General features: G+C 41.9%; 8 protein-coding genes and 1 pseudogene. 4 read left to right on the forward strand and 5 right to left on the reverse strand.

Going from position 1 to position 15,839, the window contains the following annotated elements; all coding sequences use genetic code 11:
- Together ACR2F3_RS02570 and ACR2F3_RS02575 are read left to right on the forward strand one after the other, a co-directional pair.
- A pseudogene (locus ACR2F3_RS02570) lies at window positions 1–234 on the forward strand (GNAT family N-acetyltransferase); the annotation flags it as partial.
- 151 nt (window positions 235–385) lie between these two features.
- Complete coding sequence (locus ACR2F3_RS02575; protein ID WP_432708415.1) at window positions 386–2,584, forward strand: B12-binding domain-containing radical SAM protein; 2,199 nt, start codon at window positions 386–388, stop codon at window positions 2,582–2,584.
- 62 nt (window positions 2,585–2,646) lie between these two features.
- Here the strand turns inward: ACR2F3_RS02575 and ACR2F3_RS02580 are convergent, their stop codons facing one another.
- Both ACR2F3_RS02580 and ACR2F3_RS02585 read right to left on the reverse strand, forming a co-directional pair.
- The gene (locus ACR2F3_RS02580; RefSeq protein ID WP_432708416.1) at window positions 2,647–3,228 is read right to left on the reverse strand and encodes a YdeI/OmpD-associated family protein; all 582 of its coding nucleotides are present in this window, start codon (window positions 3,226–3,228) and stop codon (window positions 2,647–2,649) included.
- Between the two features lie 119 nt (window positions 3,229–3,347).
- On the reverse strand, window positions 3,348–3,524 hold the full coding sequence (locus tag ACR2F3_RS02585; protein ID WP_432708417.1) for an NAD(+)--rifampin ADP-ribosyltransferase: 177 nt from the start codon (window positions 3,522–3,524) through the stop codon (window positions 3,348–3,350).
- Between the two features lie 195 nt (window positions 3,525–3,719).
- Between ACR2F3_RS02585 and ACR2F3_RS02590 the strand changes: the two genes are divergently transcribed.
- Window positions 3,720–7,880, forward strand: coding sequence for a hybrid sensor histidine kinase/response regulator transcription factor (locus ACR2F3_RS02590; protein ID WP_432708418.1), 4,161 nt, complete (start codon window positions 3,720–3,722; stop codon window positions 7,878–7,880).
- A 63-nt stretch (window positions 7,881–7,943) separates the two neighbouring features.
- Here ACR2F3_RS02590 and ACR2F3_RS02595 read toward each other — a convergent pair whose 3' ends face one another.
- The 3 genes from ACR2F3_RS02595 to ACR2F3_RS02605 all read right to left on the reverse strand — a co-directional run bounded on the left by ACR2F3_RS02595 (window position 7,944) and on the right by ACR2F3_RS02605 (window position 14,201).
- Window positions 7,944–9,551, reverse strand: coding sequence for a RagB/SusD family nutrient uptake outer membrane protein (locus ACR2F3_RS02595; protein WP_432708419.1), 1,608 nt, complete (start codon window positions 9,549–9,551; stop codon window positions 7,944–7,946).
- A gap of 9 nt (window positions 9,552–9,560) precedes the next feature.
- Window positions 9,561–12,647 carry a SusC/RagA family TonB-linked outer membrane protein gene (locus ACR2F3_RS02600; protein ID WP_432708420.1) on the reverse strand — a complete coding sequence of 1,029 codons (3,087 nt, stop codon included), beginning with the start codon at window positions 12,645–12,647 and terminating at the stop codon, window positions 9,561–9,563.
- A gap of 150 nt (window positions 12,648–12,797) precedes the next feature.
- Entirely contained in the window at window positions 12,798–14,201 is a 1,404-nt protein-coding gene (locus ACR2F3_RS02605) for a glycoside hydrolase family 43 protein (protein WP_432708421.1), read from the reverse strand.
- Between the two features lie 236 nt (window positions 14,202–14,437).
- Between ACR2F3_RS02605 and ACR2F3_RS02610 the strand changes: the two genes are divergently transcribed.
- Window positions 14,438–15,839: alpha/beta hydrolase-fold protein (locus ACR2F3_RS02610; protein WP_432708422.1), on the forward strand; the 1,402-nt coding region annotated here is incomplete at its 3' end.

Consider the following 15,839-nt stretch of genomic DNA (forward strand, 5'->3'; position numbering starts at 1 on the left):
AAGGGGGTGAATTTGTTGGTAAAAAAAATGATGTTAGATTACATCTTTCAATTTTGCATCAAAGTGTGTTTTCAGATTGGTGCAGAGAATATCCGCTCTCAAACAGCTATTGGTCGCTTAAACGCAGTTAAAGTCGATGAAATGGTGGTTGTTTACTTTGGCGAATTACCAATGCTTAATTTTGTATACCAAATTGAAAGAGAAGATTGGTACAACACTATACTCCGATTATGAGTGATGATCTGTAGACTAATGACAAACACTGGCCTGTTACCTACAGCTGTTATGTGGTAATGGAATGCCTTTTTTTGACGCTGAGATAATTCAAACAATAGAACTGAATACTAATATAATTATAGATATTTTTGTCCAAAATATAATGCATTTGAGAACAGACCTTTTTCTTGTTACCCCGCCCTTTACCCAATTAAACACTCCTTATCCTGCTACTGCGTATATCAAAGGTTTTTTGAATATAAAAAACATATCATCCACACAGGCAGACTTAGGTATTGAAGTAATATTGGCCTTATTTTCAAGGGAAGGGTTGAAGAAACTTTTCGGCCAGGTCGATACTAAGACTGCTATATTCAAAAGCCTTAATGCTAAACGAATTTACGCATTAAGGAATGAGTATATCAAAACCATCGATGCGGTAATTTCCTTTTTACAGGGTAAAAACCCAACGCTGGCCTTACAGATTTGTCAGGAAGATTTTTTACCTGAAGCTTCACGCTTTGCCCAGTTGGAAGAATTGGATTGGGCGTTCGGCTCCATGGGTATACAAGATAAGGGAAAACATTTGGCTACGTTGTACCTTGAGGACCTATCAGATTTCATCGTGGAATGTGTTGATCAAAACTTTGGTTTCAGTCGTTATGCCGAGAAGTTAGGCAGAAGCGCCAACTCATTTGATGAACTATATGAGGTCCTAAATAAGGATTATACCTATATAGATCATATTTTGATGGATATTCTGGAGTCAAGAATATCCATTATTCAACCTAAGATTTTTCTAATTACGGTTCCTTTTCCAGGTAATTTATATGCTGCATTCCGCTGTGCGCAATACGTAAAAAGACATTATCCTCATGTTAAAATAGCTATGGGCGGTGGTTTTGCCAATACAGAATTACGTTCCTTATCCGACAAGCGGGTGTTCGAATACTTCGACTACATTTCTCTGGACGACGGTGAATTGCCAATTGAATTGCTTCACCAGGCGGTAACGAACGAAGGGGCCTTCCATCTCTACAAACGAACTTTCATGCTCGAAAACGGAGCGGTGGTATACAATAACGATGCGTTAAGAAGTGATTACAAGCAAAGCGATGTAGGAACACCCGACTATAGCGACTTACATTTGGATAAGTACATTTCAGTAATCGAAATTGTTAATCCCATGCACAGGATGTGGAGCGATGGCCGTTGGAACAAGCTGACCATGGCGCATGGCTGTTACTGGGGCAAGTGTACTTTTTGTGATATTTCCTTAGATTACATCAAGGTTTATGAACCAGTTGCGGCTAAACTGATTGTTGACCGGATGGAAGCTTTAGCTGAACAAACCGGGCAGAATGGCTTTCACTTCGTGGATGAGGCTGCACCACCGGCCTTAATGCGGGAAGTTGCCTTAGAGATACTCAGGCGTGAAATTTCAGTAAGTTGGTGGACCAATATTCGCTTTGAAAAAAGCTTTACCAGAGATTTATGCCTGTTGCTGAAAGCCTCAGGCTGTATTGCTGTTTCTGGTGGATTGGAAGTAGCCTCAGACCGGCTATTAAAGCTCATCGACAAAGGTGTTTCTGTTGAACAGGTTGCCCAGGTTACCCGTAATTTAACGGAAGCTGGAGTGTTGGTGCATGCCTACCTGATGTATGGGTATCCCACGCAGACCGTTCAGGAAACGGTAGATAGTCTGGAAATGGTAAGGCAACTGTTCGAAGCAGGCGTATTACAATCAGGTTTCTGGCATCAGTTTGCCATGACAGCCCATAGCCCGGTGGGTCTTTATCCAGAGAAATTTGGTGTGGTAAAAGAAACGGAATCGATAGGAACCTTTGCAAATAATGACATTAATTTCATCGATAAAACAGGAATAGACCATGATAAGTTTAGTTATGGCTTAAAAAAATCCCTTTTTAACTACATGCATGGCATTTGCCTGGATTATAAATTACAGGACTGGTTTGATTTTAAAATACCAAAAGTAACCGTACCGGCTGATCATATCAGGAGAGCGTTAAAAGAAGAAAGTAAATTTGATACTAAACCCACGGCAAAAGTGGTCTGGCTGGGTGGAATACCCGTAACAACAACTTTTGCAAAGTCAAAAAAAGGACAGACATTCGAGTCTATGGTATTAACCTTCCACGATAAAAAAGAAACCTTCACCCTCCAGACCAGTAAATCGGAAGGGGAGTGGTTGCTATCCATATTACCAAAAGTAGCTGTAGTCAATACGCAGGTTTATACTTTCCAGCAACTTAAAGCTGACTTTGAGGCGACCATGGAACATTTCGAATTGTTCTGGTATTCAAAAACAATCAATACCTTAAGGGATTTCGGATTATTGGTTTTATAATAAACCTGGCTAAATAAATCTTTTTTACCTTTCGTAATGACCACACTGACTGCATCAACTATTTACCGAAACTGTTCCGGTTTTAGTTTTAGTGCTGCATTTTCAGTGATTTGTTCTATTCGCTTTTGTCTGGTTTCGGGCCTTTTCGCCAACACTACCCACTGCAACATAGATTTCTTAACCGACTTACTTAAACTTAAAAAGAATTCTTTTGAATCCGGCTTGGCTTTAAAGGAGGCTTCCAGATCTTCGGGAATTTTAAGATCTTCAACATCGTCCAGTATGGTCCAGGAGCCATTTTGCTTAGCTATTTCAATGCTTTCATAGCCTGCTGGCATCATGAGCTGCGCTTCAATCAACTGCTCTACTTTCGCCTTATTGATCTTTGACCAGTTGCTTTTTGGCTTTCGCCTGCAAAAAAACTGAATGTACTTCTCTTCATCTAATGGCCTTGCGGTACTATCTATCCAGCCAAAACAGAGGGCCTCATCTACAGCCCGGCTCCAGGTAATGCTTGATTTACCCGAATTCTTTTTATAATATACCAGCCAGACGGATTGTTTAGATCGATGGTTTTTCAATAACCATTGTCGCCATTCTTGCTGGTTTGCCGGGCAAAATGTTTCAGGTTCTATTCTCTCCATGTATTGTGAGTTCAGATTTGGATTAGCTAATGATTGATCTTAGAATTTGGTAAAAGTTAAACCGCAAATATATATTGGATGTGTGACAGCCCTATGTCAACATTGGGAGAATGTGGTGTCTATTCCTTAACTTCAGCAATGACCTTAATTGGGTGTTTGGTTCGGTAAGACTTTGTGGGAAAGTTCCGGTAGGCGCTACGATTTCTCCGCCCATAGTTTGAGCTATATCCAGGCGTTATGAGGTCGCCATTTTTTAAATTTGCTTTGCTGCCATGATAAAGTGTAGCGTGCTCCATATTTTCCCCCTGGATAACCTATCAATCGATACTAAAATAACTAATTTTTAGAATAATGAAGATTAATGCATTGCAAATATGATCCCACACGATATGGAACCTTGATTTACAAAATTACATTTATTCTTTAAAGTCCTTTTTTGTTCTGTTTGAGATCGTTAGCTTTATTGTAACCAAGTATATCTATAACCTCTCATGCAAAAGAACGTAGTCTTCACCAGCGCTGTGCTATTTGTGCTCTGTATTGTAGTGTCATTACAACTATTTGGTAAAAAGCCAGATTTAGGTTTTAACACCTTTACATCTAAAGATGGTCTGTCGTCCAATACCGTAACTGCCATTATTAAGGATCATTTAGGATTTTTGTGGATAGCTACTGAAGATGGACTTAACCGTTTTGATGGGACTTCGTTTAAAGTTTACCGGCATATAAGTAAAAACTCATCTTCATTGCCCACCAACCATGTAACTGCGCTATTTGAGGATTCGGACGGTACGTTATGGATTGGAACCAATGGAGGATCAGTTAGCATTTATGACCGGAATAAAGATGAATTTATAGAACTTGGGAAATATAATAAGGAACAAATAGGGGTTGCAGCAAATTCCATTACTGAAGACCACAAAGGGGATATCTGGGTGGCTTCCTATAGTGGTTTATATGTGATAAACCGCAAGACCCGCGTCATCAAAAGGATTTATCAACAGCGTAATTTTTCCGGCAGTCTCCAGACCAATACCATCATTTCCATATACAATGACTCCAGGAATGTCATGTGGGTAGGGACGGATGCCGGGTTATACCGCTACAACAGGGAGCGAGAAAGCTTTACACGGTTTTTATATACCGCCCAGGGACCAAAAATGCAACTTTCCGCATTTGTATTATCACTTAGTGAGGATAAGAAAGGACGTATTCTGGTTGCCACGCAGGGAGGCTTACATGTACTTACACCTGAAGGAGAAAAAATAAAAACGTTCAATCAGCTCAGCCCAGCCCATGTCAGGATTAGCAACGACATCGTATATACGGTTAAAGTGGCAAAAAACGGACTGGTGTGGCTGGGTACTGAAGACGGCCTAAACCTTCTGAGTATTGACAGTAGTGTGGTGTACCAGTACCGCGCAGATCGGCGAATTAGAAGTAGTCTGAAAGCGAAATCTATACGTGCAGTTTGTTTCGGTGATGATGGCATATCCTGGGTGGGAACCTTTCAGGGAGGCATTAGTAAATTTGATCCAAATTATACAAATTTTAAACGGGTAGAAAGTAATCCTTTTTATACCAAAGGGCTTAGTGCACCTGTAGTAACCTCCTTTGCCGAATATCCGGGCAAAGGTGTGTTTGTTGGTACAGATGGTGGCGGAGTCGATCTATTCCAACTCGCTAATGGGATATTCACGCCAAATAAGATTTTGCCTGATCGACGGTCAGCAAGTGGCCAGCCGTTCTCGGTGCTGGCACTGGAAATGACCAGGAAAAATGAACTATGGGTAGGGACCTATCTGGATGGCGTTTACATTGTCAATCTGGCAACAGGGAATCGCAAACACCTGGTGAAGGGAAATGGGGCTGAACATTTAAATTTTAATGATGTTTTTTGTATTCGGGAGGATAAAAAAGGGGTTGTTTGGATAGGTACCAATGGCGGAGGAATTAATTTATACGACCCAAAAAGTGGACTTGTCGAAAAGCTTATCCCTAATCCGGCTAATGCCTTTGATCCTTATACGCCTTCACACCTGGTGATCAGAGCACTGGAAGAAGACCGTGATGGTAACATGTGGATCGGTACTTATGGTGGTGGCATATCCGTTAGGAATCCGCAGACCGAAAGATTTACTTTCTATTCAAAAATTAACAATGGTCTTCCTAGCGATTACATTACCAGTATATACGAAGATAAAAAGGGCAATATCTGGGTTGGAACCTATGGTGGTGGTTTAAACTTACTGAATAAAAAGACAGGGCGGTTTACCAGTTTTTCCATGAAGGAAGGTCTTGCAAATGATGACATTCAAAAAATTGTTGAAGACAAAACCGGGAAACTATGGGTAAGTACAAATGCCGGTATTAGCAGTTTTGATCCGGTGATTAGAAAGTTTAAGAACTACACTCATCATAACGGATTGCAAAATAGTCCTTTTGTGCTTGGTGCCGGCATTTGTTTGCCTGATGGAACGGTATTTTTTGGTGGACAGGAAGGGTTCAATTACTTCGAACCGTCCATGTTGAGAATGAATCGAAACGTGCCTTCTGTTGTACTGACAAACCTGACTGTAAATAGCCTACCCGTGATTCCATCGGATGATGGGCCATTGAAACAAACTTTATTGTTGGCTAAGCAGATTGATCTCAAACACAGGGATAATTTCTCCATTAGCTTTGTGGCTTTAAATTATACCGTATCTGAACAAAACCGCTATGAGTACCGCCTTGAGGGAGTAGATGAAGAATGGGTAGTTGCGGGAAAAGAGCATACCGCTTATTATACAAACTTAGATCCGGGTATCTATAAGTTTCAAGTGCGGGCCAGTAATAATGATGGTGTATGGAACCGCGAAGGACGAACGATAAACATTCATATTTCACCTCCGTTCTGGCGTACTACTTATGCGTATATCTTCTACTTAGCAAGTATTTTTGGCGTTATTTTAGGCTTGCGGTATCGGGGGATTAAGAAAATGGAAATGAAGTTTGCCCTCGAAAAGGAACGTATTGAAGCCAGGCAACTGATAGAACAGGAGCGGCGTCATGCTGAACATCTGCACCAGATGGATTTAATGAAAATTAAGTTTCTAACAAACCTAAGCCATGAGTTCAGAACACCACTATCGCTGATTGTAGGACCGGTGGAAACGCTTTTGGAACAAATCAAAGAACCCGGGCAGTCCCGTCAATTGGGTATGATTAAGCGCAATGGTCGCAGGTTAATGAACCTGGTCAATCAGTTGCTTGATTTCAGAAAAATGGAAGAGCAGGAACTAAAGTTGCACCTTGCCTGTGGCGATATTATTTCCTTTATCAGGGATTCCACAGATTCTTTCAGGGACGTGGCCTTAAGAAAAAAGATTGTATATACATTCTGCTCAAATATTCCCAGCGCTTTTGTGCAGTTTGATCACGATAAAATTGAGCGCATCTTATTTAATCTACTATCCAATGCATTTAAGTTTACACCGGAGTGCGGGGTTATTCAAGTTAAGATAACAGCGCACGGACCTCTGGAAACTGAAAGCAGGTTATTGTTGGATATGGAAATCTGTGACTCAGGAATTGGTATTCCCCAGGAGTCACAGCAACACCTGTTCGAACGTTTCTTTCAGCATGATGCAGGTATAACAGTGCTTAACCAGGGCGCAGGCATAGGTTTGTCTATTGTTAAAGAGTTCGTTAAGATGCATTGTGGATCTATTAGGTTAAAAAGCCTGCCAGGTAAGGGCAGCAGTTTTATTGTTTCGATCCCATTTGCCAGATCAGAAGCGGAGCGTTTGGTGGTTGATGGCCCGGAAAGTCAAAATGACATGGGAGAAGAATTTGGCTTGATAAATCAGGTTGCTGAACCAAACCATTCAGGATCAATACCATCCTTACTTATCGTTGAGGATGACGATGACTTCAGATTTTACCTAAAAGATAACTTGAAGTCGCAGTACCGAATATATGAGGCTGCAGATGGTAAGGAAGGCTGGCAGCGTGCGCTCTCTCTCCACCCGAACATCATCGTATGCGATGTAAATATGCCCGTGATGACCGGTATTGAACTAAGTCGCAAACTTAAGGCTGACAAAAGAACTTCTCATATCCCCGTGGTGTTGTTAACAGCATCAAGAGGTGAAGATGAACAATTAAGCGGTCTTGAATCCGGAGCCAATGACTACATGACCAAGCCATTTAATTTTGCAGTATTAAATGTAAAGTTAAAGAACCTCCTTGCACAAAATCAACAGTTGAAAGATACTTATGTGAAGCAGGTAAAAGTATTACCTACAACCGCGGAAATAGCATCGGAAAGTGGCAAATTTATCAATTCGGTTCTTACCTACATAGAGGACAACCTACACAACCCTCAGCTCTCCGTAGAAGCGATGGCGCGTATGCTGCATATGAGCAGGGCTTCTCTATACACTAAGGTTCTGGAGATTACAGGCTTAAGTCCGGTAGAATTTATCAGGTCTGTAAAGCTCGAAAAGGCTATTGTTTTACTGGAGCAAAGCGACCTAAGTATTGCACAGATTGCCTACCAGGTTGGATTCTCCACGCCGAATTATTTCGCCAGGTCGTTTAAAGCTAAATATAATATGGCACCATCAGAATATATCACGAATAAACGAAGGATGCAGCATGCGGAATAAGGGGTCAAAAAAAAGGCGTATAAAGATCGTTATCTCTATACGCCGCTAATAAAAGTAAACTACCTAATTATTCATCGCATTTCCCGTTAAATTTTTATTATTATCGAGTTCGGCCTGAGGAAAAGGATAGTAGGTGGCCCTTTCTGTCCAGCCAAGTTTTTTTAAAGGCTCCAACCATTGCGGATCGGCTGAACCCCAGCGTAATAAATCAAAGTACCTTAAATACTCTCCGGTGAACTCCACGTATCTTTCATGAGCAATAATGTTCTTGATATTGTTTAACCGCACACCGTTGATGGTGATATCTTGAGCCAACAGGGCATCAACTGTTGGAATAGTACCTGGTGCTTTCTGATACCATAGGTGTGGCTGCTCAGATGGCACAATATTGTTTGCACGTTTTCTCACCATATCTATATAGGTTTTTGCACCTGCAACATCACCTTTTTCATTTAAACATTCAGCATACATCAATAAGACATCAGCATAACGAAGCAGGCGATCATTATTGTCATTATCAAAATCAGGAATTTGTACATCAGGGCAATATTTGCGTGTGCCGTATAGGTTCTTATTGGTAGCTAGGTTTTTCATCCAATCATCATACTTAGTTACCTTACCGTCAAGCTGGGTATAGTAAGCCCCGTTATCACACCAAAGTGTCATGTATTTCCGTGGGTCGCCAGGTTCAAATTCATCATAGGTTTTTTTATTAGGCGCAAGGTTCCACCATGATCCTCCAGTTCCATCAAACATGCCGATCTCTTGCCAGCGCCAGGAGTCGGATAAGTCATCACCAAGCCAGCTCGGGCCGTTATGCATCTGAATTTCAAATACCGACTCGGAGTTGTTCTCCGTAGTTCCTAAAAAATTATGTCTGAACTGATCAACAAGTCTATACTCCCCGCTTTCAATCACGCTTCTCAATGCCGCTTCGGCTTCAGCGAATTGGGCTCGCTGTCCCTGCTCAAGTATTGGACGGTACAAATAAGCCTTTGCTAAATAAGACTGGGCAGCACCCTTTGTTGCCCTTCCAATAAAACTCTGGTTGGCATAGAGTGCACTTCTTACGGGAAGCAATTCCTCTGCTCTTTTAAAATCGCTGATAATAAGTGCATAAATCTGACCTTTGGCTGAATTTGTTGGATAATAATCGGCGTCTGATGCCGAGGGCTTGTCGATGAGGGGAATTGTTTCTCCAAATAAGTTAGCCAGGTGTAAATAATGTAAACCTCTTAAAAAATGAGCTTCTCCCAACAATCTGTTTTTACGTTGTTCGTCTATATCTCCTTCAAAGGTCGTGATTTTATCAATAGCCTGATTAGAAGCTGCTACACCATTCCATAGATCTTTCCAGGTTCCTGAGGCCATGCCGTCGCTGGCAGGCGTATTGTAAGTGTCCTGATACATGGGTTCCCATTTGAATGTATGATCAAAATCATCACCAGGAGCAAGAAGCTCGTAATACAAAGAGCGCCCGTAGCCCCCCTGAACCCTTCCAATTAGGGCTTGGTAGGCAGGAATCACCGAGGCCTCTAATTGTTCGGCAGTTTTGTAATAAATGTCTGTAGACAATTCCTGTGGATTTTCGAGATCCAGGTTTGGCTTACAACCTGCAGAAAGCAGGAGGGTAAGCGCAATGATATTTCCAAATTTTACTATCGTCTTCATGGTGAAAAATTATAAGGTAAATTGCAATCCTAAAAAGAACTCTTTTGAATTGGGAAAGGTCCGTCCCCATGGTCTCTGCGCATCTATACCACGACTTAAATTGTATCTGGTATCATCTGATCCCACCTCAGGATCGTAACCAGAGTACTTGGTAAACGTAAGTAGGTTTTTAGCGCCAACATAGATACGGAAGCGATCAATGTTCAGCTTTTTCGAAAATTGTTCCGGGAAAGTATAGCCCAGGTTCAACGTCTTTAAGCGGAGGTAGGAGCCATCTTCAATAAAGCGGCTTGAAGCGCGTAGGTTTTGATTGGGATCTCCCAAAACCGCACGTGGAATATCTGTATCAACATTCCTCGGATATTGCGTTGTTATACCAGATACAGGATTTGTGAAAGCAACATCCTCTGCACGGTAACGGTCAAGCGTAGTGGCAAAGTTGTTATAATAGTGATACATTCCTTCTCCCCAATACTTACTGTTATTGTAAATTTCACTGCCTTGAACACCCTGCCAAATCATGGAGAAGTCAAGTGTACCAAATTTTGCAGCGTAGCTAGCATCGAAAACAAAACCATAACTGAAGTCTGGAATGGGGCTTCCAATAAACGATTTGTCACGATCATTTAATGCATTGTCGCCATCCAGATCTCTAAATCTAATATCACCCAGGGCGGCATTAGGTGCAAAGGCTCTGTCCTGTTCAAGCTGGGCAGCAGAAGTGTACAGTCCGTCGGTTACATAACCCCAGAATTCACCAACCGAACGACCTACTGCAGTTCTCGTAACATTTTCTCCACCAGGATTCACAGTTCCAAATAGTATTTCATTGTTGTTACCAAGGCTTAGTACTTCGTTATCTACCAACGATAAGTTTGCAGAAGCAGAGTAGCTAAATCGCTGCCCACCATTTTTATAAGTAGCCAATATGTCCCAACCTCGGTTTCTGATGCTTCCTGCATTTAATATTGGGAAATTATCGATGTAGCCAGCCACGTAAGAAATAGGCACGTTAACCAGCATATCTTCAGTCTTTTTATTGTAGTAATCTACAGTAAATGACACTTTATTATCAAACATGGTAAGGTCAATTCCCAAATCTGTTGAATATTGACTTTCCCACTTCACGTTTGGATTAGATGGTGTAAGAGGAAGTCCTCCAGTAACCATCACGTCATTAAAGTAGTACCATACCCGATCAAAACTTACCGTTCTCTGGTATTGGTATTGTGCGATATCTGAATTACCAAGCACACCATAACTACCTCTTAATTTCAGGTCGTTAATGAAGGTGACATCTTTCATGAAATTCTCTTGACTCACGCGCCATCCGGCTGAGATAGATGGAAAGTTTCCGTAACGATACGACTCACTAAAATTTGCGGAACCGTCGCGACGGAAGTTTAAGGTGAGCAGGTATTTGCTGTCATAGCTATAATTGACACGCCCCAGCATGGAATACATGGCAAATTGTCCAACACCGGAACCCACTATTCTGGAGGAAGCTAAGGTTGACTGACCAAGCATCAGTAACTCCGGACTAGGGAGTGCTCTTGCGCCTGCATTTACCGCCTTATACCTTGACTCCTCAGAAGTAATACCAACGATTGCGCTTATATTATGTTTTCCGATCTCTTTGTCGTAAGACAAAGTGTTTTCAAGCAGCCACCTGTTATTTTGGTTGCTGGAAATATTAAGTTCATCCGGGTCATGATTCTGATACTGACCAACAGAGTATGCAGAAATATATCCCTGATTTCTTGCCCTGTTCATGTCAATTCCTAAGTTTGCCCTGTATTTTAAACCGGGTAATATCTCGTAGGAAGCCCAAACATTTCCGTTAACGAATAGAGATTCGCTATTATTTTCATTGAGGTAGGCATTGGCAAGTGCACTGGCAACGTCGGTTCCGTTTCCGGCGCCTGCGAAACCTGTAGTGCTATTTTCATCGTAAATAGGTAATGTGGATGACCATCTCTGTGCATCGATCAGATTTTTGTCACTCCACGTACGGCTATTGTAATTTATGGTAACCGTTTCTCCAACCTTTAATTTGCCTTTAGTAAAGTCTGATATAAATTGCATACCATAGTTTTTGGATCCATCGCGTATTAAAATTGGTTTATCAGTGGAGTAAATGCCATTCACACGAAAAGTAGCTTTTTCTGAACCGCCGCTGATGGATAGGTTGTGTTTTTGGTAGAAACCATTGCGGAGCAATGCATCAACCATATTGTAGCCTTCACCTATTGCAGCAGGATTTGAAAATGCGGCGAGGTAATCCGTCCTGGTAGGGTTCTGGTTGTACATCTCCTCATTAATCAGTTCTGCCAATTGCTGTCCGTTGAGCATGTCTACGTTGTTCGATATAGACTTAGTACCCCCATAACCGAAGTAGTCTATTTTTACGTCTCCCGCAACACCACGTTTAGTGGTGATTAAAATTACTCCGTTTGCACCTCTGGAACCATAAATGGCACTTGAAGCGGCATCCTTCAGGATTTGGATACTTGCAATGTTGTTATCGTCAGGTATAGCGCCTCCAATCATTCCGTCCACCACATATAGCGGGTCGGTGTTGTTGATGGATCCCACACCACGAATCCTTATTGTACCAGAATTTACCTGAACCCCGGGCACTGTACTTTGTAAAGCCGCTTGAAAGCCGCCTGGTACTTTCAACAGGTCCTTGGTGTCTACTGTAGCAATAGACGAAGTCAGATCCACTTTCCTTTGTGTACCGTAACCGATAACCACAATTTCCTCAAGATCACTTTCTCCAGCAGAAAGCTGAACATCAATGACCTTCCTGCCATTCACAGGTACTTCCTGTGCAGCGAATCCAACACTTACGAATTCAAGCACAGCTGTGGTGGTGGTTTTGATCTGGTATTTTCCATCCGAATCAGACATGGTGCCTGTTCGGGTACCCTTAACTTTAATACTTACTCCAGGCATAACACCGGAAGCATCTCTTATTGTACCACTAACCGTGATTTCATCGCTCTGTGCTTTCACCATATAAGGAAAAAGCATCATGAGCATGACCAGGAGGGCAGCAAGGGTAGTGCCTAAGTTTGGTTTAAGTTTTAACATAGTTTTATTTGATTGAATTTTTGTCGTTTGATTAATTTGGTTTTCTGAGGTTATGCTCAACCGTCCCGAACCTGGAAGCAGGAGATTAGCATGGAAACAATTTGATTGATCATCATTTTGAGATATTTGGACGAATGCCTGTGGAAAGAATTATTGTTTAAATACCCAGTGATCAAAGTTGAAGAGCTTTCTACCGGAGATGATATTGTGGCTTTTGAAAACGAAGTAGAGGTCATGTACACCCGTGACCTTCACGTCGATATTTTTATTAAGCGTTTTCCATGAATCCCAGCCACCTGTTCGAGGAACATTTATGGAAGCTAATGTTGGCCCTTTAAGGCTGTCGACATGTACTTCAAGAATTCCACCATCCAGTCCTGCTGCAAGTGTAGCCGTGAAAATTTTTGGAGAGGTGGAACCGAAATCGACTGATCGTACCTTGATATGGCCACCTGTACGGATGTCGGTTACATAAACGCCAACTTTTTCATCCTGACGAGTAGTGCATTTTTCAGCCCAGGCAATCGTTTCCGCCTCGGTACGGGAGTAAGGATTAAGTATTGCAACAGGCTGAACGCCTTTTTTAGACATGGTAATGAGGGGTATAGAGCCGTCAGGATTGTAATTAAATTCTTCGATAGCGGTGGCTCGCCCATAACTTCCCCCGCCGGGAAGTAAACCTGTATGGTAAAAAAGGTAAGACTTCCCTTTAAAATCAATAATACCACCATGATTGGTAAAACTGTTTGTCGGTTGGTCTGTCATAATTTTTCCCTGATATTTCCATGGTCCGGTTGGAGAATTGCTTATGGAATACGATAAACTTTCGGCACCCTTACTCATGCCCGCGAACATCTGATAATACTGGTTGTTTTTTTTATACAGCCATGGACCTTCTATATAGGTGTCTTTAGGTTGAACTGCTTGACTATTGGTTTCACTAGTACCCTTAGGCTGCCTGATGCCACCAAATGATTCTACACTTTGTGGCACCTCAACGATAGCTCCAGCATAGGAAACCATATCCTTGTTCAATTTTACATAGAAGAGGCTGCCATTGCCCCAATACATATAAGCCTGGCCATCATCGTCAATATGAACAGTTGGGTCTATGGTTGACCATGCACCCGTTGTAATTAAGGGTTTTCCCAATGCATCTTTAAAAGGTCCGGTAGGACTATCTGAAACGGCTACACCGATGGCCATATCATTTGCAGTGGTCTGTGCACATATATACCAGTAAAACTTACCATCCCTTTCGATACATTGCGCTGCCCAGCCACGGTCTCTGGCCCATTCAAATGACTCCAGGGAGATTGGTGATCCATAGTCTCTCCAGTTTACCATATCCGTAGACGAAAAAACCCTCCACTTCGTCATGTTGTAAAAGTCGTAACCTGGAATGTCGTCTCCGGTATATACATAGACAGTCCCCTTATGTACGATAGGCGCGGGGTCAGGTGTAAAGTGCGTTTGAATGATAGGGTTTTGCGCATACAGCGAAAACTGCATACAAACCGCAGCTACTAAAGCTGTAAGTTTAACTCGTCTCATAGTGGTTAGGTTTGAATATTTGGTTACCCTTTACGGATGATCTAAATTATTTAAGAATGCACACGGCAGGTGACACCCTTGTCCAAAAGAATAGGATAAATGTCTAAGGAATGCATTAGACATTTATCCTATCTTTTTGGTCATTATTATCTTGCATGCGTCCGTTGAGATGTTAAATTTGAACTAACCAAATATTCTCCGGAGCTATCAGTTCCAGATTTATAAACCAAATAAGTATGAAAACCATATTATTTTCCATCGCCTTTTTGCTCATTTCCGGGATATCATTCTCACAGTCTAATTTGAAAAGTGCACCTTCTGGATTTGATTCTTTGCGCACTGCTATTCCTAAAGGAAAAGTAGATACTGTTTCTTATCCTTCAAAGACGGTGGGCACGGTTAGAAAAGCCCTGGTTTATACACCCCCTGGTTTTAAAAAAAACACGAAATATCCGGTATTATACCTTTTGCACGGTATAGGCGGTGATGAGAAAGAATGGTTTAAACAAGGTACACCTCATATCATTCTCGATAACCTTTTTGCTGAAAATAAGCTAGAGCCCATGATTGTTGTGCTCCCTAATGGCAGGGCCATGAAGGACGACCGGGCTGTAGGTAATATCATGGCGGCTGATAAAGTGGAAGCTTTTGCAACGTTTGAGAAGGATCTGCTTAACGATCTTATACCTTATATTGAAGGAAAGTACCCTGTGATCAGAAACCGCGAGCACCGTGCGATTGCCGGGCTTTCCATGGGTGGAGGGCAATCTTTGAATTTCGGACTAGGTAACCTGGATAAATTTGCCTGGGTAGGTGGATTCTCCTCCGCTCCAAACACGAAGCTCCCGGAGCAGTTGGTCCCAAACCCGAAGGACGCTGCCGCGAAGCTTAAATTGCTTTGGATTTCTTGTGGAGATAATGACAATTTAATCTCCTATAGTAAGCGTACGCATGATTATTTAGTAAAAGAAAAAGTGCCGCATATTTTCTATATAGAACCTGGAAACCATGATTTCAAGGTGTGGAAAAATGATTTGTATTTATTCTCCCAGCTCCTTTTCAAGCCGGTTGATCAGTCGAAGTTTTCTTCTTTTACCGTGCTTGGACTCCCTGCAACAACAAATATCAGATCAGCTAAATTTCCCCAGGTATTACCAGACCATCGCGTGTTATTTAGGATTAAAGCGCCAGACGCACAGAAAGTTCAGGTCGATCTTGGAAAAAAATATGATATGGTAAAAGGTGAAGATGGTATTTGGGAGGCGACTACTGATTCTATAGGTGAAGGTTTTCATTACTATTCCTTGTTAATTGATGGGGTAGCCCTTGCCGATCCCAGTAGTGAAACTTTTTATGGCATGGGAAGAATGGCCAGCGGTATCGAAATACCCTTTGCTGGTGGCGACTATTATGCCGAGAAAGATGTGCCCCATGGTGAAATTCGCATGAAACGTTACTTTTCTAAGGCATCCAATTCATGGAAACGATTTTTTGTCTATACCCCACCAGGTTACGAAAAGAACACGACAGAAAAGTACCCCGTTTTATATTTATTACATGGAGGAGGAGAAGATGAGCGGGGATGGGGAATGCAGGGAAAGACTGACCTGGTGATGGACAACCTTATTGACCAAAAGA

The sequence above is a fragment of the Pedobacter sp. genome (genome assembly GCF_045627485.1).
Taxonomy (GTDB): Bacteria; Bacteroidota; Bacteroidia; order Sphingobacteriales; family Sphingobacteriaceae; genus Pedobacter.